We start from the raw sequence: 24,198 nt of genomic DNA, 5'->3' as shown, positions 1-24,198 counted from the left end.
GCGGGGGCGTCTTCCGGAGGCGGCCCGGCCTCCGGAAGACGCCGTACGGTCAGCTGGTGAAGGGCAGCACGACGCGGGAGGCGTCGCCGACGCCGAGGGTGGTCGGGGTGCCGCCGATGGCGTTCCAGACCTGCACGGTCACCGTCCCGCCCCGTAGGTTGCCGAGGCTGCCGGTGGCTGAGCGCAGCCCCTGGGTCTGCCGGTAGCGCTCGACGCCGGGCACCGGGTCGGTGGCGAAGTAGGCGTACGTCTCGACCCGGTCGGCGGTGCCGTCGCCGGTGAGGTCGTACGACACCCGGGCCTGGACGCCGTCGCCGACGGCGGTGCCGGCGTCGACGGCCAGGTCGAAGGTGGTGGCTGCGCCGGTCCAGGTGCCGGTGAGCCCACGGGCGGTGAAGACCCGGGCGTTGGTGGGGGTGCCGTCGTGGTTGCCGTTCGCCGCCGCCAGGGTGACCGTGCCGGCGGGTCCGGTGGTGCCGGCCAGGGTGCCGTCGGCCTGGAGGTGGCGGGTCGCGTTCCACGGCTGGCCGGGGGACGGGGTCGGGCTGGCGGTCGGGGTCGGGCCGGCGGTGGGCGTCGGGGCGGTCGTGCCGGTGAACGGGGTGAGGGTGAGACCGGCGGCGCGCGGGTCGCCGTCGTGCACCAGGGACTCCTGGGCGAGCACGTCGTCGAAGGCGAAGCCGTACGCCCGGCCGTCGACCATGTGCTGGTGGATGATCCGGGAGTAGTGGTTGGTCAGCGTGCCCCGGTAGAAGTCGGCCGGGCTGCCGCCGGGCTGCGTGGTGATGGTGTCGAGGGTGGTGCGGTGCAGGGCGGCGCAGAGCGTCCGGGCGATCGGCCCGACCACCTGGTCGTTGGGGGCGGCGAGGGTCCCGTCGCAGTCCCACACGTCGGAGCTGGTGGGCCTGGTGAAGGTGGCGACCTGTCGGCCGGCCGGGTCGGTGAACGTCATCGTGGTGCCGGCGGTGTGCCCGAGGTAGCGCACGTCGGGCCGGTCGGTGAACGGGGTGACGGTCAGCGTCCGGGTGGTGTAGGAGCGCCAGGCCGCGTCGATGTACGGGTCGAGGTAGCCGGAGGCGAACCGGCCGGCGTCGACGGCCTTGCCGGGGGAGAGCACCCGCAGCACCGTGCCGTCGGACCGGGTCTGGACGGTGTCCGCCCAGCCGGGCTGGGCGCGGACGGCGTCGATGACGGCCTGCCGGCCGCCGTTGACGAGTTGGCCGGCCCGCCGGGTGGTGCCGCTCGCGCCGGTGACGCTGACCGCGTGCGGGACGGCGAACATGTCGACCTGGGTGCTGTTGAGCCAGAGTCCGGCATCGTTGTAGGTGAACTCGGACCAGTCGAACAGGATGTCGCGGTTGGGGTCGCCGGCGGCCCAGGGGGCTGGCTGGACCAGGCCGTCCGGGGTCAGTGAGAAGCGCAGCTTCTGGCCGAAGGAGAAGTAGACCCGGCCGGAGAGGCCACGGGGGACCCGTAGCGTGACGGAGCCGCCGTTGGCGGGTCCGGCGATCGCGACGTCGGGGGCGGGGGTGGGCGGTTGGCCGCCGGCCGGCCAGGGGGTGAAGACGCCCCCGGCGGTCACGTAGCCGAGCCGGCCGGAGGCGAGGTCGACGCCGAGGAGGTAGAGGTGGACGGCCTCCGCCCGGCCGGTGCTGTTGGTGACCGTCAGCGGGAGCGGGGACGGTCCGACGGCGCGGGTGGGCGCGGTGGTGAGGCCGAGGGTGGTGACGCCGGCGATCACGATCGCGGCGAGGGCGGTGGCCCAGCTTCTCGGGGTACGCAAGGACGGCTCCTTCGGCCGGGCCGCAAGCGGCAGGCGGGTGGTTTGTGGCTGATGGGCGACTAGAGAGCGCTCTCTCAGCATGGCCAAGACCTTCATGGCTGTCAATGCACGTGAGTGGTCCAGGTCACTTCTTCATGTCCATGCAGTAGGCTGTATTAACTTGCACAGAAGGTCGGTGGGTCGCTAACCTTCTCTGCATAGTCATGCGGAGGTTGGAATGGGTATCCGAGTTGCGGTCGCCGGGGCGAGCGGTTACGCCGGGGGCGAGCTGCTGCGCCTGATCGCCGGTCATCCCGAGTTCGACCTGGTTGCGGCCACCGCGCACCGCCAGGCCGGTGCGCCGGTCACCGCCGTACACCCGCAGCTCGCGGGGTTGGACCTGACGTTCGCGGCGACCGACCCGGCGACGCTGGCCGACGCGGACCTGGTCTTCCTGGCCCTGCCGCACGGCGAGTCGGCGGCGCTCGCCGCCGGGCTGCCGGAGTCGGTGCGGGTGGTCGACCTCGGTGCCGACCACCGGCTGCGCGACGCCGACGCCTGGTCCCGGTACTACGGTGGCCCGCACGCCGGGGCGTGGACGTACGGTCTGCCGGAGCTGCCCGGCCAGCGCGCGGCGATCGCCGGGGCGACCCGGGTCGCCAACACCGGCTGTTACGCCGTCGCCATCACGCTGGCCCTCGCGCCGCTGATCGCCGCCGGTGCGGTCGCGCCGGCCGACGTGGTCGTGGTGGCCGCCTCCGGCACCTCCGGCGCCGGTCGGGCCGCCAAGGCGCACCTGCTCGGCAGCGAGGTGATGGGGGACCTGTCGCCCTACAAGGTCGGTGCCCACCAGCACGTTCCGGAGATCAAGCAGGCTACCGGCGCGACCGGGCTGTCACTGACCCCGGTGCTGGCCCCGATGCCGCGTGGCATCCTCGCCACCGTCACCGCCGTGCCCACCGGCGACGCCGACCCGCGTGCGGTGCTGGCCGACGCGTACGCCGACGCGCCGTTCGTGCACCTGCTGCCCGAGGGGGCGTGGCCGCACACCGCCGCCACCGCCGGCGCGAACTCCTGCCACCTCCAGGCCACCGTCGACGTCGACTCCGGCCGGGTGATCGTGGTCAGCGCCATCGACAACCTCGGCAAGGGCGCCGCCGGCCAGGCGGTGCAGAACGCCAACCTGATGCTCGGCCTGCCCGAAACCACCGGCCTGTCTACTTTCGGAGTTGCCCCGTGAGCGCGAGGAGCGCAGCGCAGCGGAGCCCCGCAGTCGCGAACGAAAGGTTAGCCCAGTGACTGTCACCGCCCCTCGGGGCTTCCGTGCGGCCGGTGTCGCGGCCGGGTTGAAAAGCGGCGGGGCCACCGACGTGGCTCTGGTCGTCAACGACGGTCCGGACGCCGGGGTGGCCGGCGTGTTCACCACCAACCGGGTCAAGGCCGCGCCGGTGCGCTGGACGCAGCAGGTCGTCCGGGGCGGCGTGGTCCGCGCGGTGGTGCTGAACTCCGGTGGCGCGAACGCCTGCACCGGCCCGGCCGGGTTCCAGGACACCCACGCCACCGCCGAGCACACCGCCGCGGCGCTCACCGCGTCCAGCCCCCGGCTGCGGCTCGGTGCCGGTGACGTGGCGGTCTGCTCGACCGGGCTGATCGGCGAGCGGTTGCCGATGGACAAGCTGCTGCCGGGGGTGCGTACCGCGATCCGGGCGTTGGCCCGCGACGGCGGTCCGGCCGCCGCCGAGGCGATCATGACCACGGACACCCGGCCGAAGACCACCGTCGCCCGGGGCGCCGGGTGGAGCGTGGGCGGGATGGCGAAGGGCGCGGGCATGCTCGCCCCCGGCATGGCCACCATGCTGTGCGTGCTGACCACCGACGCGGTGGCCGGGCCGGAGCTGCTGGACGCGGCGTTGCGGGCGGCCACCCGGGTCACCTTCGACCGGGTCGACTCCGACGGCTGCATGTCCACCAACGACACGGTGCTGCTGCTGTCCAGCGGGGCGTCCGGGGTGGAACCCGACGAGGCGGAGTTGACCGCCGCCGTCACCGCGGCCTGTCACGACCTGGCCCAGCAGTTGGTGGCCGACGCCGAGGGGGCGACCAAGCAGGTCGCCATCGAGGTGGTCGGTGCCGCCGACGAGGACGACGCGGTCGAGGTGGGCCGTTCGGTGGCCCGCAACAACCTGGTCAAGACGGCGTTGTTCGGCAACGACCCGAACTGGGGGCGGATCCTGGCCGCGGTCGGCACCACGGCCGCCGCGTTCGACCCGGACGCGGTGGACGTGGCGGTCAACGGGATCTGGGTGTGCCGTTCCGGTGCCGCCGCCGAGGACCGGTCCAAGGTCGACCTGACCGGCCGGGACGTCACCATCCGGATCGACCTGCACGCCGGCGCGGCGGCGGCGACGATCTGGACCAACGACCTGTCGCACGCGTACGTGCACGAGAACTCGGCGTACTCGACATGAGCCTCTCCGCGGATCTCACCCGGGCCCAGGCGAAGGCCGAGACGCTGATCGAGGCGCTGCCCTGGCTGGCCCGGTTCTCCGGTGCCACCGTCGTGGTCAAGTACGGCGGCAACGCGATGGTCGACCCGACCCTGCAACGGGCCTTCGCCGCCGACATGGTCTTCCTGCGGTACGCCGGGCTCAAGCCGGTCGTGGTGCACGGCGGCGGCCCGCAGATCTCGGCGATGCTGGGTCGGCTCGGCATCGCCAGCGAGTTCAAGGGTGGCCTGCGGGTCACCACGCCGGAGGCGATGGACGTCGTCCGGATGGTGCTGGTGGGTCAGGTGGGCCGGGAACTGGTCGGCCTGATCAACGCGCACGGGCCGTTCGCCGTGGGCCTGTCCGGCGAGGACGCCGGCCTGTTCACCGCCGTGCGCCGGCCCGCCTGGGTCGACGGCGAGGCGGTCGACGTGGGCCAGGTGGGTGACGTGGAGTCGGTGGACGTCTCGGCGGTGACCGACCTGATCGCGGCCGGCCGGATCCCGGTCATCTCGACCGTCGCGCCGGACGCCGACGGGGTGCTGCACAACCTCAACGCCGACACCGCCGCCGCCGCGCTGGCGATCGCCCTGGAAGCCCGCAAGCTGGTCGTCCTCACCGACGTGGCCGGCCTGTACGCCGACTGGCCGGACACCGCCAGCCTGGTCAGCGAGATCGGCACCGACGCGTTGGCGAAGCTGTTGCCGTCCCTGGAGGCGGGGATGGTGCCCAAGATGGAGGCCTGCCTGCGGGCGGTGCGCGGGGGAGTGCCCGCCGCGCACGTCGTCGACGGCCGGGTCGCCCACTCCACGCTGCTGGAGGTCTTCACCTCGGAGGGGTTCGGCACGATGGTCGTCGACACCCCGACCGGGTCCACCACCAACCAGGAAGGCACGGTCGGCTCATGAGCACGCTGGTGGAACGCTGGCGGCAGTCCATGATGGACAACTACGGCACCCCGCCGCTGGCGCTGGCCTCCGGTTCGGGCGCGGTCGTCGTCGACGAGGCCGGCCGGGAGTACGTCGACCTGCTCGGTGGCATCGCGGTCAACTCCCTCGGGCACGCCCACCCCGCCGTGGTGGCCGCCGTGTCCAAGCAGGTCGCCACCCTCGGTCACGTCTCCAACCTGTTCGTCGCCGAACCCCCGGTGGCGCTGGCGGAACTGCTGCTGGCGCTGGCCGGCCGGCCGGGCCGGGTGTTCTTCGCCAACTCCGGCGCGGAGGTCAACGAGGCCGCGTTCAAGCTGTCCCGGCTCACCGGCCGGTCGCACGTCGTCGCCACCGTCGGCGGTTTTCACGGCCGGACCATGGGGGCCCTGGCGTTGACCGGCCAGCCGGCGAAGGCCGACCCGTTCCGTCCGCTGCCCGGCGACGTCGACCACGTCCCGTACGGCGACGTGGCGGCGCTGGCGGCGGCCGTCACCGACGCGACGGCGATGGTGATCCTGGAGCCGGTGCAGGGCGAGAACGGGGTGGTCGTCCCGCCGCCCGGCTACCTGGCCGAGGCGCGGCGGATCACCACCCGGCACGGGGCCCTGCTGGTCCTCGACGAGGTGCAGACCGGGATCGGGCGCACCGGGTACTGGTTCGCCCACCAGGCCGAGGGGGTCGAACCGGACGTCGTCACCCTGGCCAAGGGGCTCGGCGGCGGGTTGCCGATCGGCGCCTGCCTGGCCTTCGGCCGGGCCGCCGAGCTGCTGCGCGCCGGGTCGCACGGCACCACCTTCGGCGGCAACCCGGTGAGCTGCGCCGCCGCCCTGGCAGTGGTTTCCACGATCGCCAGCGAGGGGCTGCTCGACCACGTCAAGCGCATCGGCGAACGGCTGCGCCGGGGCGTCGAGGCGCTGGGCCACCCACTGGTCACCGAGGTACGGGGGGCCGGGCTGCTGCTCGGCATCGTCCTCGCCGCGCCGGTCGCCGGCCCGGTGGCCGAAGCGCTGCGGTCGGCGGGGTTCCTGGTCAACCCGGTCCAGCCGGGGGTGATCCGGCTCGCCCCGCCGCTGGTGCTCACCGCCGGGCAGGTCGACGCGTTCCTGGCCGCCCTCCCCGCCGCCCTCGACGCCGCCACCCCCAACCCCACCCCGACCCCGACGGAGACCCGCACATGATCCGGCACCTGCTGGCCGACGACGACCTCACCCCGGCCGAACAGTCGGCCGTGCTCGACCTGGCCGCCCGGATGAAGGCCGACCGGTTCGGGTTCACCCCGCTGGCCGGGCCGCGTTCGGTGGCGGTCCTGTTCGACAAGCAGAGCCTGCGGACCAGGATCTCCTTCGACGCCGGCATCGCCGAACTCGGCGGCCATCCGCTGGTGGTGGACACCCAGGTCACCCACTTCGGGCGGGGCGAGACGCTCGGCGACGCCGGCCGGGTGCTGTCCCGCTACGTCGCGGCCATCGTGCTGCGCACCCATGGCGACGACCGGATCGCCGAGGTGGCGGAGCACGCCACGGTGCCGGTGGTCAACGCGCTGACCGACGGCTACCACCCGTGCCAGCTCCTGGCCGACCTGCTCACCGTCCGCGAGCACTGCGGCGGCACCGCCGGGCGGACCCTGGCGTACGTGGGGGACGCGGCGAACAACCTGTCGCACTCGTACCTGCTGGCCGGGGCGACCGCCGGGATGCACGTGCGGGTCGCCGGGCCGGCCGGGTTCCAGCCCGATCCGGGGGTGCTGGACCGGGCCGGGAAGATCGCCGCCGGCACCGGCGGGTCGGTGCGGGCGCTGGTCGACCCGGTGGAGGCGGTCCGGGACGCCGACGTGGTCGCCACCGACACCTGGACCTCGATGGGGCAGGAGGACGACGGGTTGGACCGGATCACCCCGTTCCTGCCGTACCAGGTCAACGCCGCGCTGCTCGGGCACGCCCGGCCGGACGTGAAGGTGCTGCACTGCCTGCCCGCGCACCGGGACGAGGAGATCACCAGCGAGGTGCTCGACGGCCCGCACAGCGTGGTCTTCGACCAGGCGGAGAATCGGCTGCACGCCCAGAAGGCGCTGCTGACCTTTCTCCTGGAGGCCTCCTCATCATGACCGCGCCGACCCGCGCCGCCCGGCACGCCCGCATCGTCGAGTTGATCAGGGCCAGGGCGATCCGTTCCCAGACCGAGCTGGCCGACCTGCTGGCCGCCGACGGGGTGCAGGTCACCCAGGCCACCCTCTCCCGGGATCTGGAGGAGTTGGGTGCGGTGAAGGCCCGGGGCGGTGACGGGCGGGCCGGCTACCTGATCCCCGAGGACGGCCACCGGCCGCTGCGCGACGCCGAGGCGGCCCCCGCCCGGCTGATCCGGCTGCTGCGGGAACTGCTCAACGGGGTCGACTCCAGCGGCAACATCGCGGTGCTGCGTACCCCGCCGGGCGCGGCGCACTACCTGGCCAGCGCGGTGGACCGGGCGGGCCTGACCGAGGTGGTCGGCACCATCGCCGGTGACGACACCATCCTGGTGGTGGCCCGGGAGGCCGACGGTGGGGCCGCGCTGGGTGAGAAGCTCGCCGGGTGGGCCCGCCGCGACGACGGCGGCGAGACGAACACCCCGTGACCTGTCGGGTCACGGGTTCACAGCTGACGGACGGGCCGGCGGCGGGGGCGTGTACCCCACCGTCGGGGAGCGAAAGGTGAGCACTGCCAGAATGAGCGGCGTGGACGACAAGAGCCTGACCGAGAACAGCGCCGCGACGAACCGGACGAGTCTGTGGGGTGGCCGGTTCGCCGGTGGCCCCGCCGAGGCCCTGGCGCGGCTGTCGGTGAGCGTCCAGTTCGACTGGCGTCTCGCCCCGTACGACATCGCGGGTTCCCGGGCGCACGCCCGGGTGCTGGCCGGCGCGGGGCTGCTCGACCCCGACGAGCTGGGGCGCATCCTGGCCGCGTTGGACGACCTGGAGGCGGCCTGCGCGTCCGGGCAGTTCCGCCCGACGATCGACGACGAGGACGTGCACACCGCGTTGGAGCGGGGTCTGCTGGAGCGGCTGGGCAGCCTCGGCGGCAAGCTGCGCGCGGGCCGCTCCCGCAACGACCAGGTCGCCACCGACCTGCGGCTGTATCTGCGGGATCACGCCCGGGGGGTGGCGGCACGGCTGGTCGAGCTGGCCGAGGCCCTGGTGGAGCAGGCGGAACGGCACGTCGACACGGCCGCGCCGGGGATGACCCACCTCCAGCACGCCCAGCCGGTCACCTTCGGGCACTGGCTGCTGGCCCACGTCCAGCCGTTGCTGCGGGACCTGGAGCGGCTGCGCGACTGGGACCACCGTACGGCGGTCAGCCCGCTCGGCGCGGGTGCGCTGGCCGGGTCGGGCCTGCCGCTGGACCCGGTGGTGGTGTCCAAGGAACTGGGCTTCCGGACGTCGTTCGCCAACTCGATGGACGCGGTCGCCGACCGGGACTTCGTCGCCGAGTTCCTCTTCGTCACCGCGCTGGTCGGGGTGCACCTGTCCCGCCTCGGCGAGGAGGTGGTGCTCTGGACGTCGCACGAGTTCGGCTGGGTGGAGCTGGACGACGCGTTCGCCACCGGGTCGTCGATCATGCCGCAGAAGAAGAACGCGGACATCGCCGAGCTGGCCCGGGGCAAGTCCGGCCGGCTGGTCGGCGGGCTGATGAGCGTGTTGACGATGCTCAAGGGCCTGCCGCTGGCCTACGACCGGGACATGCAGGAGGACAAGGAGCCCGCGTTCGACGCGGTCGACACCCTGGAGCTGCTGCTGCCGGCGTTGGCCGGGATGATCTCCACGATGACCGTCCGGGTGGACCGCCTGGTCGCCGCCGCGCCGGTGGGCTTCTCGCTCGCCACCGAGATCGCCGACTGGCTGGTCCGGCGCAACGTGCCGTTCCGCGACGCGCACGAGATCACCGGCAAGCTGGTGGCGCTCTGCGCGGCCCGGGACTGCGCCCTCGACGAGGTCTCCGACGCTGATCTTGCGGCGGTCAGCGAGCACCTCGACCCGTCGGTGCGTGACGTGCTGTCGGTCCGGTCGGCGTTGGCCGCCCGGATCACCCCCGGCTCCACCGGTCCCGGTCCGGTCGCCGACCAGCTCGCCGCCGCGTCCGACCAGCTCACCGGCTGGCGGGAGTGGGCCGCCGAGCGGGTCGTCCCCCGCTGAGCTGACCCGCGCCGGTCGTCCGTCGTCCCCTGCTGCGGGGCACGGACGACCGGGCGTGGTCAGGCGGGGCGTTCGCGGCGGGGCAGCTTCGCCACCACCGCCTCGTACGAGGCGTCGACCGCCTCGACCAGTTCGTCGTCGGGGATGGCGCCGCCCAGGTCGAGCGCGTTCCAGCCGGAGCGGCCGACGTACGGCATCGGTCGGGCGTCGCCGGGGAACCGGTGCAGCCACTCGTCGGCGACCTCGCGGCTCGGGCCGCACTTCACCCCGACCCGGGCGGTGCCGTCGGGTGCGCCGAGGAACGCGAAGATCCGGCTGCCCACCTTCACCACCTCGTCGCCCTCCCAGGGCCGGTCCAGCCAGGCCCCCGGCTTGCCGAGGCAGTACGCCAGCATCTCCTCGCGGGTCATGGTGTCCTCCCGGTGCGGTGGTGGTCGGCCCAGTCTCCCCGAACCGGCCCCCTCCGGCCGGTCGACCGGCCTGGCCGTTGTCGCCGCGTCGCCGGTGGCGGAGGGAAGGTGATCACGGTAGGTGATCAGGGCTCCGTGACCACGGTGAGTGACCTCTTCTCCTCGGACACCCACATCCTTCGTGTCCTTTGCTCTGCTGCCCTTTCCGCGACACCCGCTTGACCTGCGGATGTCGCTGGAGCTGAGGCGGCAGTCCGGAACAGCAGTCGTTACTCGGGGTGTCTGTCGCGTCGAGGTCAGCAGAGCAAAGCGTCGCAGCGGGGAAGGCGGCGGCGGTCGGCGAACTACTCCCAGTAGTGGAGTGGTGGCCGGGGTTGACATCGTCGCGTCGACGGTCAGGTGGTCCGGCTGACCAGGCGTTCGTAGCGCTGCCGGGCGGCCTGTGCGCTGCCCAGGCCGAGGCCGTGGCCGATCGTCTGCCAGGTCAGTCCCCGGGCCCGTGCCGTCGTCAGCAGGCCCGCCTCCAGCGTGTCGAGTTCGGCCCGCAGGTGTGGCAGCAGGGTCAGCGCAGCCATCAGGTCGGCGCCGTCGACGGGCTCCTCGTCGGTGTCCGGCACGATCCCGCCGGCGGCGAGCGCGGTGACCACGCAGACCGCCTCCCACGGGTCGGCGAGGTGCGGGTTGGTGTGCCGGCGGCGTCGGGCATCGGTGTCGGCGTGCCGCTCGCTGAGCCGGTGCAGTGCGGCGTAGGTCCGTTCGGCCCGGGCGCGGCTCGCGTCGGGTGCGGTGAAGGCGTCGCTCATCACCCCATCCCAAACCATCAACGAAGCGTTGTCAACGAAACGTTCAAAGATCCTCGTCGGTTTGCCGATCTTCGCCCGGTGGCGTTACCTGGACCGGTGGACTACCCGTGGCTGCACGCCCCCGCCGCCGAGGTCGCCGAGACGGCGCGCACCCTGCTCGGCTGGGAGCTCGCCGGCGGCGGCGTCCGGGTCAGGCTGACCGAGGTCGAGGCGTACGCGGGCACCGGCGAGGACCCGGCGTCGCACGCCCACCGGGGCCCCACCCCCCGGACCACTGTGATGTTCGGCCCGGCCGGGCACGCCTACACGTACTTCGTGTTCGGCATGCACTGGTGTCTCAACATCGTCTGTGGTCGCGACGGTGAGGCGGCGGCCGTCCTGGTGCGCGCCGGTGAGGTGGTCGACGGGTTGCCGACCGCCCGTGCCCGTCGGGGCGACGTCGCCGACCGGGACCTGGCCCGGGGGCCCGCCCGGCTGGCCGTCGCGCTCGACGTCACCGCGTCGGCGAACGGCACCTGCGTGCTCGACGGGAGCGGCCCCCTGCTGCTGAGCCCACCCACCCGCCCGGTCGTCCGGGCCGAGGTCTCCGCCGGCCCCCGGGTTGGGGTTGCCGCCGCCCACGACGTGCCCTGGCGGTTCTGGATCACCGGTGACCCGACGGTCAGCCCCTACCGCCGGCACGTACCCCGACGTCGCACCTGACCCGGCCGCCGGTCGACGGGACCGCCGGGCCGCTGGCATTTGCGCAATCATGACCCCCTGGAGGTGGTCCGGATGAACTCACACGACGCCGGAGTGCTGGTCGGTCGGCTGGCCTGCGTGGTCATTCCGCTGCTGGCGATGCTGGTGCTGGCCGCGGTGGTCGTGGTGGCGGTGCAGCTGGCCCGCCGCCGGCCGACCCCGCCCGGGCCACCCCCGGCGGCCCCGTCCTGGCCCCCGCCCGGCCCGGCCGGGTACGGCCCGCCCGCCGCGCCGTCGCACCCCACGCCGCCGGCCACCGGTTCCGCCGGGGACACTCCGCCGGCCCCCGCCGGTCCGTCGTCGGGCGCATCGGACCAGCCCGGCCCGGGTACGCCCCCGGAGGGGGAGCGACCGCCGGCGGGGTGACCGGGGCCACCCCGGGCGTGGTCGCCGCCGGAATAGTTGACGCTGCAACTATGTTGTGCGCGACGTCCGGGTACCACGAACGGTCCCGGTATCTCAGACGCGAGGAGCTGGTCATGCAGTTCGGAGTCTTCACCGTCGGCGATGTCACGGTCGACCCGACCACCGGACGGGAGCCGACCGAGCACGAGCGGATCAAGGCGATGGTCGCGATCGCCCTCAAGGCCGAGGAGGTCGGTCTCGACGTCTTCGCCACCGGCGAGCACCACAACCGCCCGTTCGTCCCCTCCTCGCCGACCACCATGCTGGGGCACATCGCGGCCCGCACCGAGCGGCTGCTGCTGTCCACCTCGACCACGCTGATCACCACCAACGACCCGGTGAAGATCGCCGAGGACTACGCCATGCTCCAGCACCTGGCCGACGGCCGGGTGGACCTGATGATGGGGCGCGGCAACACCGGGCCGGTCTACCCGTGGTTCGGGCAGGACATCCGCAACGGCATCCGGCTGGCCGTGGAGAACTACGAGCTGCTGCACCGGCTGTGGCGCGAGGACGTGGTCGACTGGCAGGGCAAGTTCCGTACCCCGTTGCAGTCGTTCACCTCGACCCCGCGCCCGCTCGACGACGTGCCGCCGTTCGTCTGGCACGGCTCGATCCGCAGCCCCGAGATCGCCGAGCAGGCCGCGTACTACGGTGACGGCTTCTTCGCCAACCACATCTTCTGGCCCAAGGAGCACACCCAGCGGATGGTCGGCCTCTACCGGCAGCGCTTCGCCCACTACGGCCACGGCTCGCCCGAGCAGGCCATCGTCGGGCTCGGCGGCCAGGTGTTCATGCGGCGCAACTCGCAGGACGCGGTACGCGAGTTCCGGCCGTACTTCGACAACGCGCCGGTCTACGGGCACGGGCCGTCGCTTGAGGAGTTCACCCGGGAGACCCCGCTGACCGTGGGCAGCCCGCAGCAGGTCATCGACCGTACCCTCGGTTTCCGCGAGTACGTCGGCGACTACCAGCGGCAGCTGTTCCTGCTCGACCACGCGGGGCTGCCCCTGAAGACGGTGCTGGAGCAGCTCGACCTGCTCGGCGAGGAGGTCGTACCCGTGCTGCGCAAGGAGTTCGACGCGCTGCGCCCGGCGCACGTGCCGGTCGCGCCCACCCACGCCTCGCTGGTCGCCGCCCGCGACGCCGCCGGCAAGGCGGCCACCGGAGCGGCCGACGCCGGTGACCTGGCCGGGGCCGGGGCGGAGGGCCGGCGATGACCCGCCGCACCCTGGCCGTGGTGTCGGCGGGACTGAGCCAGCCGTCGTCCACCCGGCTGCTCGCCGACCAGCTCGCCGCGGCGGCCCGCGACGAGCTGGTCCGGCGCGGCGACGAGGTGGAGCTGCGGGTGGTGGAGCTGCGCGACCACGCCCACGACGTGGTGAACAACCTGCTCACCGGCTTCCCGTCGACCGAGCTGCGGGCCGCCCTGGACGCGGTCACCGGCGCCGACGGCATCGTCGCGGTCACGCCGATCTTCAACGCGTCGTACAACGGGCTGTTCAAGTCCTTCTTCGACGTGGTGGACGCCCAGGCGCTGGTCGACCGGCCGGTGCTGATCGGCGCGACCGGCGGCACCGCCCGGCACTCCCTGGCCCTGGAACATGCCGTCCGGCCGATGTTCGGCTACCTGCGGGCGGTGGTGCTGCCGACGTCGGTCTTCGCCGCGCCGGAGGACTGGTCCGGCGGCACCGCCGAGGGGGCGCTGCGGTCCCGCATCCAGCGTGCTGGCCGGGAGTTGGCCGACCAGGTCGACAGGCGGCCACCGGCTACCGGCCCGGCCGACCCGTTCGCCCTCACCACCGACTTCGCCGAACTCCTCGGCGGCGGTCGGGAGGACTGACTGTGAGGCTGGCGGGGTCGGTCCGCAGGTGATGGGCTGATGTCGGCAGCAGCGGGCGTGACTCTAGGTCTGACTGGCTTCGTGCCTTTCGCGGGACTTGTCCACCCACTGCTGCCGGCGCCCGGCCCGGCGGGAGACGTTTGGCCTGATCAGGAGCTTGACCGCCAGTTAGCGGCTGGCGTGTCTCATCACAGTCCTGCCATCTCCGCACCGGACCGGACCCTCGCGTCCCCACGGTTTGGAGAGAACGCATGTCCATGCTGGCAGATCTGGTCGAGGTCGTCATCGGCGTCGACACCCACAAAGACACCCACACCGCCGCCGTGCTCGACACCCGCACCGGCGGGGTCCTGGCCCGAGCTACGGTGACCACCGATCCGGACGGCTACGCGCAACTGGTAGCCCTCGCCGATGGGCAGTCAGGACTACGGGCCTGGGCCCTTGAAGGCGCCGGCGGCTATGGCGCTGGCCTTCACCGCTATCTGGCCGATGCCGGTGAGCTGGTCGTCGAGCTGGACCGCCCGAAGCGGCCCGCCCGCCGGGCCGGGGCGAAGTCCGACCCGATCGACGCCGAACGCGCCGCCCGCGACGCTGTGGCCCGCACCCGGCTGACGCAGCCTAAAACCGGGCCTCAGCGGGCCGCGTTGCAGATGCGGCTGACCGCCCGCCGAGCGGCTGTCGAGGCCGCCACCGCCGCCCAGCGGCAGCTACACGCGATGGTCATCACCGCGCCGGAGACAGTGCGAACCCGCTTCCGCGGGCAGAGCACCCGCGCGATGATCACCACCGCCGGCCGGCTACGACCCACCACAACCAGCGGTGACATCGAGGTCACCACCGCCCTGACAGTGCTACGTGACCTCGCCCGACGCATCCGGACCCTGGAAACGGAAGCCGCCGGCCACGAAGCGGCCATCCGCACGATCGTGCGTTCCTGGCGGCCGGACCTACTCGACCTCACCGGCGTCGGACCGATCGTCGCCGCGACCATACTCACCGCCTGGTCCCACCCCGGACGCTGCCGCAACGACGCCGCGTTCGCCATGCTCGCCGGCACCGCCCCGATCCCCGCATCCTCCGGCAAGACCATCCGCTACCGCCTCAACCGCTCAGGCGACCGGCAACTCAACCGTGCACTGCACACCATCGCTCTGTGCCGCCTCCAACGCGACCAGACCACCCGCGCCTACGCCGAACGCCGCCGCGCCCAAGGCAAAACCGACCGAGAGATCAAACGCTGCCTCAAACGCTACATCGCCCGAGACCTCTACCGACGCCTCGAAAACCCGCCCCAACCACTTGACCCGGCATAGGAGCGTCTGCCCTGGGCCGGGCGTCAGGTGACGGTCAGGCCGCGTTCGGCGAACTGGGCCCGGACCCGGGCCACCAGCTCCGGGGTCGGCGGTTCCGTGCGGGCCAGCGGAAAGGTCAACCCCAGCTCGGCGTACTTGTGCGCGCCGAGGCGGTGGAACGGCAGCACCTCGACCCGCTGCACGGTGGCCAGCCCGGCGACGAAGTCGGCGACGCCCGCCACGTTCTCCTCGGCGTCGGTGAGGCCGGGGACCAGCACGAACCGTACCCAGATCGGGGTGCCCCGGTCGGCGAGCCGGCGGCCGAAACGCAACGTCGGGGTGACCGACCCGGTGCGGGTGACCCGGCGGTACGTCGCCGGGTCCCACGACTTGACGTCCAGCAGCACCAGGTCGGTGGCGTCGAGCAGGGCGTCGTCGGCGCGGAGGCCGAGGAAACCCGAGGTGTCCAGCGCGGTGTGCAGGCCGAGGTCGTGACAGCGGCGCAGCACCTCGCCGGTGAACCGGGGCTGCATCAGCGGCTCGCCGCCGCTGATCGTCACCCCGCCACCGGCCACCGCGATGAACCGCCGGTACGGCTCGATCTCCGTCATCAGCTCGTCCACCGTGCGGTGCCGGCCGCTGCGCCGGTACCAGGTGTCGGGGCTGTGGCAGTACCGGCAGCGCAGCGGGCAGCCGGCGAGGAAGGCCACGAACCGGGTGCCCGGCCCGTCCACCCCGACCGACACGTCCCACGAGTGCACCGCCCCGGTCGGCACGCCGTCGCCCCGCCCGGTGGCGGTGGCAACGGCGTCCTGTGGCCGGACGTTCACAGCGACCCGTGGAAGGTCCGGGACACCACGTCCTCCTGCTGTTCCCGGGTGAGCCGGACGAAGTTCACCGCGTACCCCGAGACCCGGACGGTCAACTGCGGGTAGCGCTCCGGGTGCGCCATCGCGTCGACCAGGGTGGCCCGGTCCAGCACGTTGACGTTGAGGTGGAACCCACCGGCGTCGGTGTAGCCGTCCAGCACCCCGGCCAGGTTGTCGATCCGCTCGTCGCGGGTGTGACCCAACCCGTCCGGGGTCACCGTCGAGGTCAGCGAGATGCCGTCGCGGGCCGCGTCGTACGGCAGCTTCGCCACCGACAGCGCGGCGGCCACCAGCCCGTGGGTGTCCCGGCCGTTCATCGGGTTCGCGCCCGGGGCGAACGGCTCACCGGCCCGCCGGCCGTCCGGGGTGTTGCCGGTGTGCCTGCCGTACACCACGTTCGAGGTGATGGTCAGCACCGACATGGTCAGCTCCGCGTCGCGGTAGGTGCGCTGCCGGCGCAGCTTCGCCGCGAACGTCTCGGTCAGCCACACCGCGATCGCGTCGGCCCGCTCGTCGTTGTTGCCGTACGTCGGCGGTTCCCCCTCGACCACGTAGTCGATCGCCAGCCCGGTGTCGTCGCGCAGCACCTTCACTGTGCCGTAGCGGATCGCGGCGAGGCTGTCCACCGCCACCGACAGCCCGGCGATGCCGGTGGCCATGAACCGGTGCACCGGGTGGTCGTGCAGGGCCATCTCCAGCCGCTCGTAGGCGTACCGGTCGTGCTGGTGGTGGATCACGTTCAGCGCGTCCACGTACGTCTCGGCCAGCCAGTCCAGGGTGCGCTCGTACGCGGCCAGCACCTCCGCGTAGTCCAGGGTCTCCCCGCCGACCGGGGCGGTGGCCGGGGCGACCTGCTCGCCGGTGATCTCGTCGCGCCCGCCGTTGATCGCGTACAGCAGGGCCTTGGCGAGGTTGGCCCGCGCGCCGAAGAACTGCATGTCCCGGCCCACCCGCATCGCCGACACGCAGCAGGCGATCGCGGTGTCGTCGTCGTACGCGGGCCGGATCAGGTCGTCGTTCTCGTACTGGATGGCGCTGGTGTCCAGCGACACCTGGGCGCAGAACCGCTTGAAGCCGACCGGCAGCCGGGGCGACCAGAGCACCGTCAGGTTCGGCTCCGGCGCGGGACCGAGGTTGTAGAGAGTCTGCAGGTAGCGGAAGCTGGTCCGGGTGACCAGCGGCCGGCCGTCGGCACCCATCCCGCCGAGGGCCTCGGTGACCCAGGTCGGGTCGCCCGAGAAGAGCTGGTCGTACTCGGGGGTGCGCAGGAACCTGACGATCCGCAGCTTGATCACGAAGTCGTCGACCAGCTCCTGGGCGTCCATCTCGGTCAGCCGCCCCTCGGCCAGGTCCCGCCGCAGGTAGACGTCGACGAACCCGGCGGTACGCCCCAGCGACATCGCCGCGCCGTTCTGCTCTTTGGTGGCGGCCAGGTAGGCGAAGTACAGCCACTGGATCGCCTCCCGGCCGGTGGTGGCCGGGCCGGAGATGTCGTATCCGTAGCCCGCCGCCATCTGCGCCAGCTCGCCGAGGGCCCGGATCTGCTCGGCCAGCTCCTCCCGGTCCCGGATCACCTCGTCGGTCGACGGCCGGTCGTCCAGCGCCGCCCTGAGCGCCTTACGCTCGGCGACCAGCCGGTCCACCCCGTACAGCGCCACCCGCCGGTAGTCGCCGATGATCCGTCCCCGCCCGTACGCGTCGGGCAGCCCGGTGATGATGTGCGAGCGGCGCGCGGCGAGCACGTCGGCCGGGTACGCGTCGAACACCGCGTCGTTGTGCGTCCTGCGGTACGTGGTGAAGATCCGGTGCACCTGCGGGTCGGCGGGGTAGCCGTACGCCTTCAGCGCGGTCTCCACCATCCGCAGCCCACCGGCCGGCATGATCGCCCGGCGCAGCGGCGCGTCGGTCTGCAACCCGACGATCAGCTCCCGCTCCCGGTCGATGTACCCGGGGGCGTGCGCGGTGATGGTGGACGGGGTGGCGGCGTCGACGTCGTACACGCCGCGGCGGCGTTCCTCGACGAACATCGACTTCAGCGTGCCCCAGACCTCCAGGGTGCGGCAGGTGGGCCCGGTGAGGAACGACGCCTCCCCGGTGTACGGCTCGTGGTTGTCCCGGACGAAGGCGGCCACGTCGACGGTGTCGCGCCAGGCGTCGCCGGTGAAGCCGCGCCACGGGTCGAGATGTGCGGTGCCGGTCATGATCGGTCCTTCCGCGCTGGTCGGGTCCGGCGGCCTGGGTCGCCGGGGTGTTGCGCCTGCACCATCAGCCTCGCCGGGCCGGCCCGTGGCGGGCAGAGGCGCAGGACCACAGCCGCCCGGGACCAAAGACCCCCACCGGCCGGTCAGCGCTGCACGACCAGCCGCTGGGCGCGCAGCAGCCGCGCCCACCACGGCCGGGGGGTCGCCGGGCGCAGTGCGGGCACCCGCGCGCCGCGCAGGCTGACCCAGCCGCCGGGCCCCATGGTCACCGTGCCGATCGCCGGTGGCCGACGTCGCGCCACCACCGCCACCCCGGCGGTGAGCAGGGCGACGGCGGCGGCACCGGCCGCGGCGGCGAGCACCCGGTCCGGGTCGGGCAGCGCCCGGTAGCGGACCCGTCCGTCGGTGAGCACGAACGCCCCGACGGCCCGCCCGTCGCGGGTGACCGGCACCAGGGCGGCGGCCGGCGTGCCGGGCAGGGTCAGCACCGGCCCCACCGGCCCGGCGGCCGTCGTCCCGGTCGCCTCCACCGGGGTACGGGGTCCCGGCGGCGGCCCCAGCGGGGCGGGTCCGGTCGGGTTGAGGATCGCGGTCATGGGGTGCCTCCTGTCGCCGGCCGGAGTTGTCCCCTCCTTGGTAGCAACGGGAGCGGGCCCGCCGGCAGGGCCGGACGGTACGCCGACCGGGCCACAGGTCCCGAGGTTGTCGGTGCCGGTGCGTATCCTCCGGCGATGACCGACGAGCTGTCCCTGCGGCCCGTGTGCGACGACGACCTGCCGCATTTCTTCGCCCACGAGCAGGACCCGGAGGCGGCGTGGATGGCGGCGTTCGGCCCGGCCGACCCGACCGACCGGGCGGCCTTCGACGCGCACTGGGCCCGCATCCGCGCCGACCCGACCGTGGTCAACCGCACCGTGGTCGTCGACGGCGCGGTGGTCGGGCACGTGGCGGCCTTCCCGGTGGGCGAACACACCGAGGTCAGTTACTGGATCGACCCGCGCCGGTGGGGGCGCGGGCACGCTACCGCCGCGCTGACCGCCCTGCTGCGGGAGTTGCCGCACCGGCCGGTGCGGGCCCGCGCCGCGAAGGACAACCGGGCCTCCCTGGCGGTGCTGCGCAAGTGCGGCTTCGTGATCGTCGGCGAGGACTCGGGGTTCGCCGACGGCCGGGGCGTCGAGGTCGAGGAATGGCTGCTGGAGCTGCCCGCCGTGCCCGCTGACCAGGGCGGGCACTAGTCTCGCGGAGTGAACTGGCTCGAACTCGTCGGCTGGGCCGGCTCCGCGCTGCTGGTCTGGTCGCTGTTGCAGACGCGCATCCTGCGGCTGCGCGCCCTCAACCTGGTCGGCTGCCTGATCCTGATCGGCTACAACGCCGCCGTGCAGGTCTGGCCGATGGTCGGCCTCAACGTGGTGCTCGCCGTGATCAACGTGTGGTACCTGCGCACGATGCTGGCCACCCGGCACGACGACCGCGCCTACCAGGTGGTCGAGGTGGGCGTCGGCGACCAGTTCCTGGCCCACACGCTGCGGGTGCACGCCGCCGACATCGCCCGGTTCAACCCCGACTTCCGCCCACCTCCGGCCGACGCCGACCGGTCGGCCTTCCTCGTGGTACGCGACGACGAGGTGGTCGGGGTGGTGCTGTCGCACGCCGAAGCGGACGGCATCGCCCAGATCGACCTGGACTACGTCACCCGTCGCTTCCGTGACTTCACCCCCGGCGAGTTCGTCTACCGTCGCAGCAGCCTGTTCACCGACCGGGGGTTCCGTCGGGTGGTCAGCCCACCGGGCATGGTCGCCCCCTACTACCACCGGCTCGGCTTCCGCCCCGAGGGCGACGCGTACGTCCTCGACCTGACGACCGCCGCCGCCGGACGCGGCTGACCGCCCGGGCCGGCGAGCCGGCCGGACCCGCCGCCGGTCACCGGTCGGGGCCACCGGGAGGATTCGCGGACCGCGCGGTTGGGCACAGACTGGGCTACGCCGGGCGGGTCCTCCGTCCGGCGGCGTCGGCGGTGTCGCCGTCGCCCACCGCCTGAGGGAGAGTGCCGGGCGTGCAGAGCTACTGGAGCCAGTTGGCCCTGGTCGGAGTCCTGGTCGTGCTCAACGCGATCTTCGCGGGCAGCGAGATGGCGCTGGTGTCGCTGCGGGACAGCCAGGTGCAGCGGCTGGAACGCACCAGCCGGGCCGGTCGGGTGCTCGCCCGGCTCGCCAAGGACCCGAACCGCTTCCTCGCCACCATCCAGATCGGCATCACCCTGGCCGGGTTCCTCGCCTCGGCCGCCGCCGCGGTCTCCCTGGCCAGGCCGCTGGTGCCGCTGCTCGGGTTCCTCGGCGGGGCCGCCGAGACGGTGGCCATCGTGCTGGTCACCCTGGTGCTGACGTTCGTCACCCTGGTCTTCGGCGAGCTGGCCCCGAAGCGGATCGCGATGCAGCGCGCCGAACGGTGGGCGCTGCTGGTGGCCCGCCCGCTGGACATCCTGTCCAGCTTCACCCGCCCGGCGGTGTGGCTGCTCGGCGCGACCAGCGACCTGGTGGTCCGCCTCGCCGGGGTCGACCCGAAACACCAGCCCGACGAGATTGGCCCCGACGAGCTGCGCGACATCGTCGCCGGCAACCACGGCTTCACCAAGGAACAACGGACGATCATCGCCGGTGCGGTGGAGATCGCCGACCGGCAGCTGCGCGCGGTGCTCGTACCCCGGTTGCAGGTGTTCACGCTCGACAGCGGCACCACCGCGGAGGCCGCCCGGCTGCTGCTGGCCGCCACCGGCCACTCCCGGGCCCCGGTGGTCCGCCACGGCGGCCTCGACGACGCGGTCGGCGTGATCCACCTGCGGGACCTGGTGGGGGTGCCGGACGACCGGCCGGTCGACGACTGCGCCCGCCCGCCGATGCTGCTGCCCGACTCGCTGCCGGTGGTCGACGCGCTGCGCCAGTTCAAGGCCGAACGGCAGCACATCGCCCTGGTCGTCGACGAACGGGGCGCGGTCGACGGCATCGTCACCCTGGAGGACATCCTGGAGGAGATCGTCGGGGAGATCTACGACGAGACGGACCGGGACGTCCGCGCGGTACGCACCGAGGACGACGGTTCGCTGGTGCTGCCCGGCACCTTCCCCGTGCACGACCTGACCGACATCGGCGTCGAGGTGCCCAACCGGCCCGCCGGTGACTACACCACCGTCGCCGGGATGGTGCTGTCCTGCCTCGGGCACATCCCCACCGTCGCCGGGGAGCAGGTCACCATCGACGACTGGGAGATCACCGTCACCGACGTCGACCAGCGCGCCATCACCCAGATCCGGCTGCACCACGCCCCGACCGCGACCCCCGCCGAGGAACCGGAACCCGTGCCCGACGAGGCCCACGCCTGACCCGACCCCGGGTCAGTCCGGGGGCATCGGGTCACCGAACGGGAAACCCGGCACCGGCGGACGCAACTGCACCTGGTCGGCGGGGACCTGCCTGGTGTCCCGGCTCAACGCCCGCGCGGTCACCCGGATCATCCACGGCCCCGACGGATGCCGCTGCGCCCCGATCAACCGGCCCCACACCCGGCTCCACCAGTGACCGGTCACCAGCACGTCGGTCAGCCGCAGCCGGCCGTCCGGGAAGTCCCCCCGCACCACCACGTCCACCACCCGCCCCAGCCGCCGGCCGTGCAGGTCGTACGCGGTGCGCCCGAGCAACTCACCCACTCGCACGGCCGGCCCCCGGAATCCGGTCGATCAGGTGCCGCCGCAGCCATGTCTCCACCGGCGGGCGGGGCAACTCGTCGGCGCGGGCCCGCAGCCGCACCGCGCTGTCGATCCGGGTCACCTGACCGAACGGGATGCGCAGCGGGGCAGCCGCCTCCTCGGTGAACCGGTCGGCGAGCGCCACCAGCAGCCGCCCGACCCGGCCACCGATCCGCCGCCCCAGCGCGCCCTGCCCGGTCAGCAGGTACGCCACGTACGGCACGCCCCGCTCGTCGACGGCGAACTCGACGTCGTCGACCTTGCCCAGCAGCAGCCCGTCGGCGTCGACGATCTGCCGGTCGAGCACCTGCCGGCCGAGCTGGACCCTCACCGCCCCATCCCCGTCCCGACCGCCAGCGGAACCGCCGCCACCGACGCCGCCACGATCACCAGCAGGAACACCGCACCGAGCAGGTTCAGCCACGGCCCGTTCACGTCGTCACCCAGGTACGTCCGGTCGTTGGCGACGACCAGGATCGGCAGGTACGTCAACGGCAGCACCACCGCGCTGGCGACCAGCATGTACTCGGTCAACCGGATCGGGTCGACGGTGGTGCACAGCAGTAGCGTCGCGGCCAGCACACTGGCCAGCAGCACGCTGTGGAACCGGGCGGCCTCCCGGGGGCTGACCCGCTTGCCCCACTGCCAGCCGAAGTACTGTGCCGCCGCGTACGCCGCCGACAGCCCGGTCTCCAACGCGGCCCCGAAGGTCACCGCGAAGAACGCCAGCGCGGCGACCGCCAGCCCGACCCCGCCGAACGCCAGCACCACCGGCTCGGCGACCTGGTCGAGCGTCGACAGCGACACCCCGGCCGGGTGGAACACCACGGCGGCCGTAGCGACCAGCGACAACGCCAGCAGGCCGCCGACCGGGAAACCGATCAGCACGCTCGACCGGGCGTCGGCCAGGTCGGCCGCGCCCCAGTTCTCCTCCACCCCGCCGGAGGAGAAGAAGAACACCTCGTACGGGCTGACCGTGGAGGCGAACAGCGCCACCGCCACGAACCAGTACGCCCCCGCGCCCTGCCCGGCCGGGTTCGGATGCAGGGCGTCGTGGCCGAGCGCCGCCCAGTCCGTGGGCAGCCAGAACAGCGCCACGGCGAAGACCAGCAGGGTCAGCCCGGCCAGCCCGAACACCCGCTCCATGAGCTGGAACCGCATCCGCCACAGCACCAGCCAGACCGCGAACGCCGCGACCGGCACCCACAGCAGGTAACTCACCCGGGAGGCCAGTTGCAGGGCCAGCGCCACCCCGCCCAGCTCGGCGGCCAGGGTCAACACCGTGACCAGGTAGGACGCCGCCAGGTTGAGCAGCGCCACCCGGGGACCCAACCGCTCCCGGACCAGGTCGAACACCGCCCGTCCGCTGACCGCCGCGATCCGGCCGGCCATTTCCGCGTACGCGCAGATGCCGACCACGCCGAGCAGCAGCACCCAGGCGTGGGCCATGCCGAAACGGGCCCCCGCCTGGCTCGCCGCCACCAGGTCGCCGATGTCGACGAAGCCGCCGATGGCCGAGAGCACCCCGAGCGTGGCGGCGAGGAGCTTCCTCACGGGGGGACGGGATCGGCGGCGGTCATCGAGGCGACGATATCGGCGCAACAACCTCCGCACCGGGCAAACCGGTCAGGCGGGACGTGCCGCCGCGCGCCGTCAGCCCCGGGTCGGGCGGCGGTCAGTCCCGGGTCGGGCGGCCGTCAGTCCCGGCTGAGGTTCTGCAACCGCACCTGACCGCGGGACACCAACCGCCCCTCGGCGTCGGTGATCTCCACCTGCCAGAGTTGCTGGCTGCGCCCCCGGTGCACCGGAGTGCCGACGGCCACCAGCTCGCCCTCGCGGACCGCGCGCAGGAAGTCCGTCTGGTTGGAGACCCCGACCACGCTGCCCCGCTCGCCCAGCCAGAGTGTGCCGCCCACACTGCCCACCGTCTCCACCACCGCGCAGTAGACCCCACCGTGCAGGATGCCGGCCGGCTGGTGCAGCTCCGGCCGCACCTTCCAGCGGATCACCACCCGGTCGCCGCTGGCCTCGTCGAACGTCAGCCCCAGCAGGCCGACCAGGCCGTCCGTCATCTCCGGGATCTCCACGGCTCTCCTCCTCGTCGCACCGGCCCGGCCAGCCTAGCCGCGCCGCCGGCCGGCAAACCCGGTACGGCCGCAGGTCGGCAATGGGGGAGAATCGGTGACCGTGACCGACAGCAACCTCCCGCACGGGCGGGACTCCCTGACCGACGACCTGCGGTGGCGCGGCCTGATCCAGGACTCCACCGGCCCCGACGAGCTGCGCGACCTGCTCGACGGCGGGGCGGCCACCTTCTACGTGGGCTTCGACCCGACTGCGCCCAGCCTGCACGTCGGCCACCTGATGCAGGTCACCACCGCCCGCCGGCTCCAACTCGCCGGGCACCGCCCGCTGCTGCTGGTGGGCGGCGCCACCGGCCAGATCGGCGACCCGAAGGAGAGCGCCGAGCGCACCCTCAACCCGCCCGAGGTGGTGGCCGGCTGGGTGCAGCGCATCCGCGACCAGCTCGCGCCCTTCGTGTCGTACACCGGG

General features: G+C 73.2%; 26 protein-coding genes (1 of these 26 only partly in view). 16 read left to right on the top strand and 10 right to left on the bottom strand.

Features of this window, described 5'->3' with window-relative positions; translation table 11 throughout:
- Window positions 1–49 precede the first annotated feature (49 nt).
- Window positions 50–1,783, bottom strand: coding sequence for a beta-1,3-glucanase family protein (locus ACWCHM_RS16520; RefSeq protein WP_454218966.1), 1,734 nt, complete (start codon window positions 1,781–1,783; stop codon window positions 50–52).
- Window positions 1,784–2,000: 217 nt separating this feature from the next.
- Between ACWCHM_RS16520 and argC the strand changes: the two genes are divergently transcribed.
- The 7 genes from argC to argH all read left to right on the top strand — a co-directional run bounded on the left by argC (window position 2,001) and on the right by argH (window position 9,342).
- Entirely contained in the window at window positions 2,001–3,002 is a 1,002-nt protein-coding gene (gene argC / locus ACWCHM_RS16515) for an N-acetyl-gamma-glutamyl-phosphate reductase (protein ID WP_421488813.1), read from the top strand.
- A gap of 55 nt (window positions 3,003–3,057) precedes the next feature.
- Window positions 3,058–4,230: a bifunctional glutamate N-acetyltransferase/amino-acid acetyltransferase ArgJ gene (gene argJ, locus ACWCHM_RS16510; RefSeq protein WP_454218965.1), complete on the top strand. Its 1,173-nt coding sequence runs from the start codon at window positions 3,058–3,060 to the stop codon at window positions 4,228–4,230.
- Window positions 4,227–5,156, top strand: coding sequence for an acetylglutamate kinase (gene argB, locus ACWCHM_RS16505; RefSeq protein ID WP_281898822.1), 930 nt, complete (start codon window positions 4,227–4,229; stop codon window positions 5,154–5,156). Before argJ ends, argB begins: the two co-directional genes overlap by 4 nt.
- Window positions 5,153–6,355, top strand: coding sequence for an acetylornithine transaminase (locus ACWCHM_RS16500; protein WP_204961417.1), 1,203 nt, complete (start codon window positions 5,153–5,155; stop codon window positions 6,353–6,355). The genes argB and ACWCHM_RS16500 overlap by 4 nt, the downstream gene beginning before the upstream one ends.
- A complete protein-coding gene (gene argF / locus ACWCHM_RS16495) occupies window positions 6,352–7,281 on the top strand; it encodes an ornithine carbamoyltransferase (RefSeq protein WP_204961418.1) in 930 nt (309 codons plus the stop codon). Before ACWCHM_RS16500 ends, argF begins: the two co-directional genes overlap by 4 nt.
- Entirely contained in the window at window positions 7,278–7,787 is a 510-nt protein-coding gene (locus ACWCHM_RS16490) for an arginine repressor (RefSeq protein ID WP_088645179.1), read from the top strand. The genes argF and ACWCHM_RS16490 overlap by 4 nt, the downstream gene beginning before the upstream one ends.
- A gap of 91 nt (window positions 7,788–7,878) precedes the next feature.
- The gene (argH, locus tag ACWCHM_RS16485) at window positions 7,879–9,342 is read left to right on the top strand and encodes an argininosuccinate lyase (protein ID WP_204961467.1); all 1,464 of its coding nucleotides are present in this window, start codon (window positions 7,879–7,881) and stop codon (window positions 9,340–9,342) included.
- 59 nt (window positions 9,343–9,401) lie between these two features.
- On the opposite strand, the gene ACWCHM_RS16480 is transcribed toward argH, so the two are convergent.
- Together ACWCHM_RS16480 and ACWCHM_RS16475 are read right to left on the bottom strand one after the other, a co-directional pair.
- Entirely contained in the window at window positions 9,402–9,752 is a 351-nt protein-coding gene (locus tag ACWCHM_RS16480) for an MmcQ/YjbR family DNA-binding protein (RefSeq protein WP_454218964.1), read from the bottom strand.
- 395 nt (window positions 9,753–10,147) lie between these two features.
- The gene (locus tag ACWCHM_RS16475; RefSeq protein ID WP_281898816.1) at window positions 10,148–10,555 is read right to left on the bottom strand and encodes a DNA-binding protein; all 408 of its coding nucleotides are present in this window, start codon (window positions 10,553–10,555) and stop codon (window positions 10,148–10,150) included.
- A 96-nt stretch (window positions 10,556–10,651) separates the two neighbouring features.
- Between ACWCHM_RS16475 and ACWCHM_RS16470 the strand changes: the two genes are divergently transcribed.
- From ACWCHM_RS16470 to ACWCHM_RS16450, 5 genes are all read left to right on the top strand, one after another.
- Entirely contained in the window at window positions 10,652–11,257 is a 606-nt protein-coding gene (locus ACWCHM_RS16470) for a DNA-3-methyladenine glycosylase (RefSeq protein WP_454218963.1), read from the top strand.
- A 72-nt stretch (window positions 11,258–11,329) separates the two neighbouring features.
- Complete coding sequence (locus ACWCHM_RS16465; protein WP_454218962.1) at window positions 11,330–11,662, top strand: hypothetical protein; 333 nt, start codon at window positions 11,330–11,332, stop codon at window positions 11,660–11,662.
- A 113-nt stretch (window positions 11,663–11,775) separates the two neighbouring features.
- The gene (locus ACWCHM_RS16460) at window positions 11,776–12,921 is read left to right on the top strand and encodes an LLM class flavin-dependent oxidoreductase (RefSeq protein WP_454218961.1); all 1,146 of its coding nucleotides are present in this window, start codon (window positions 11,776–11,778) and stop codon (window positions 12,919–12,921) included.
- Entirely contained in the window at window positions 12,918–13,544 is a 627-nt protein-coding gene (locus tag ACWCHM_RS16455) for an FMN reductase (protein WP_204961425.1), read from the top strand. The genes ACWCHM_RS16460 and ACWCHM_RS16455 overlap by 4 nt, the downstream gene beginning before the upstream one ends.
- Before the next feature lie 251 nt (window positions 13,545–13,795).
- Window positions 13,796–14,857: an IS110 family transposase gene (locus ACWCHM_RS16450; RefSeq protein WP_454218960.1), complete on the top strand. Its 1,062-nt coding sequence runs from the start codon at window positions 13,796–13,798 to the stop codon at window positions 14,855–14,857.
- A gap of 23 nt (window positions 14,858–14,880) precedes the next feature.
- Here the strand turns inward: ACWCHM_RS16450 and pflA are convergent, their stop codons facing one another.
- The 3 genes from pflA to ACWCHM_RS16435 all read right to left on the bottom strand — a co-directional run bounded on the left by pflA (window position 14,881) and on the right by ACWCHM_RS16435 (window position 18,502).
- Entirely contained in the window at window positions 14,881–15,666 is a 786-nt protein-coding gene (gene pflA / locus ACWCHM_RS16445; RefSeq protein ID WP_454218959.1) for a pyruvate formate-lyase-activating protein, read from the bottom strand.
- The gene (gene pflB, locus ACWCHM_RS16440; RefSeq protein ID WP_454218958.1) at window positions 15,663–17,906 is read right to left on the bottom strand and encodes a formate C-acetyltransferase; all 2,244 of its coding nucleotides are present in this window, start codon (window positions 17,904–17,906) and stop codon (window positions 15,663–15,665) included. Before pflB ends, pflA begins: the two co-directional genes overlap by 4 nt.
- A gap of 143 nt (window positions 17,907–18,049) precedes the next feature.
- Window positions 18,050–18,502, bottom strand: a complete 453-nt coding sequence (locus ACWCHM_RS16435) for a hypothetical protein (RefSeq protein WP_454218957.1) — start codon at window positions 18,500–18,502, stop codon at window positions 18,050–18,052.
- Between the two features lie 135 nt (window positions 18,503–18,637).
- Here ACWCHM_RS16435 and ACWCHM_RS16430 point away from each other — a divergent pair, with 135 nt between their 5' ends.
- From ACWCHM_RS16430 to ACWCHM_RS16420, 3 genes are all read left to right on the top strand, one after another.
- Window positions 18,638–19,141, top strand: coding sequence for a GNAT family N-acetyltransferase (locus ACWCHM_RS16430; protein WP_454218956.1), 504 nt, complete (start codon window positions 18,638–18,640; stop codon window positions 19,139–19,141).
- A gap of 9 nt (window positions 19,142–19,150) precedes the next feature.
- On the top strand, window positions 19,151–19,789 hold the full coding sequence (locus tag ACWCHM_RS16425; RefSeq protein ID WP_454218955.1) for a hypothetical protein: 639 nt from the start codon (window positions 19,151–19,153) through the stop codon (window positions 19,787–19,789).
- A gap of 170 nt (window positions 19,790–19,959) precedes the next feature.
- Complete coding sequence (locus ACWCHM_RS16420; protein ID WP_204961434.1) at window positions 19,960–21,282, top strand: hemolysin family protein; 1,323 nt, start codon at window positions 19,960–19,962, stop codon at window positions 21,280–21,282.
- A gap of 12 nt (window positions 21,283–21,294) precedes the next feature.
- Here ACWCHM_RS16420 and ACWCHM_RS16415 read toward each other — a convergent pair whose 3' ends face one another.
- The 4 genes from ACWCHM_RS16415 to ACWCHM_RS16400 all read right to left on the bottom strand — a co-directional run bounded on the left by ACWCHM_RS16415 (window position 21,295) and on the right by ACWCHM_RS16400 (window position 23,717).
- Window positions 21,295–21,612 (bottom strand): PRC-barrel domain containing protein, encoded by a 318-nt coding sequence (locus ACWCHM_RS16415; protein ID WP_281898791.1) that lies wholly within the window; start codon window positions 21,610–21,612, stop codon window positions 21,295–21,297.
- Complete coding sequence (locus ACWCHM_RS16410; RefSeq protein ID WP_204961436.1) at window positions 21,599–21,976, bottom strand: hypothetical protein; 378 nt, start codon at window positions 21,974–21,976, stop codon at window positions 21,599–21,601. The genes ACWCHM_RS16415 and ACWCHM_RS16410 overlap by 14 nt, the downstream gene beginning before the upstream one ends.
- Window positions 21,973–23,199 (bottom strand): NRAMP family divalent metal transporter, encoded by a 1,227-nt coding sequence (locus ACWCHM_RS16405; protein WP_204961437.1) that lies wholly within the window; start codon window positions 23,197–23,199, stop codon window positions 21,973–21,975. Before ACWCHM_RS16405 ends, ACWCHM_RS16410 begins: the two co-directional genes overlap by 4 nt.
- Before the next feature lie 143 nt (window positions 23,200–23,342).
- Window positions 23,343–23,717, bottom strand: a complete 375-nt coding sequence (locus tag ACWCHM_RS16400; RefSeq protein ID WP_281903113.1) for a PaaI family thioesterase — start codon at window positions 23,715–23,717, stop codon at window positions 23,343–23,345.
- 115 nt (window positions 23,718–23,832) lie between these two features.
- Between ACWCHM_RS16400 and tyrS the strand changes: the two genes are divergently transcribed.
- Window positions 23,833–24,198: the 5' portion of a tyrosine--tRNA ligase gene (tyrS, locus tag ACWCHM_RS16395; protein WP_454223092.1), read on the top strand. Its footprint extends 921 nt past the window's final position; the window shows 366 of its 1,287 coding nt (coding positions 1–366); the start codon lies at window positions 23,833–23,835; the stop codon falls past the right edge of the window.

The organism is Micromonospora sp. SCSIO 07396 (assembly GCF_053667945.1).
This window is presented reverse-complemented; position numbering and strand designations above follow the sequence as displayed.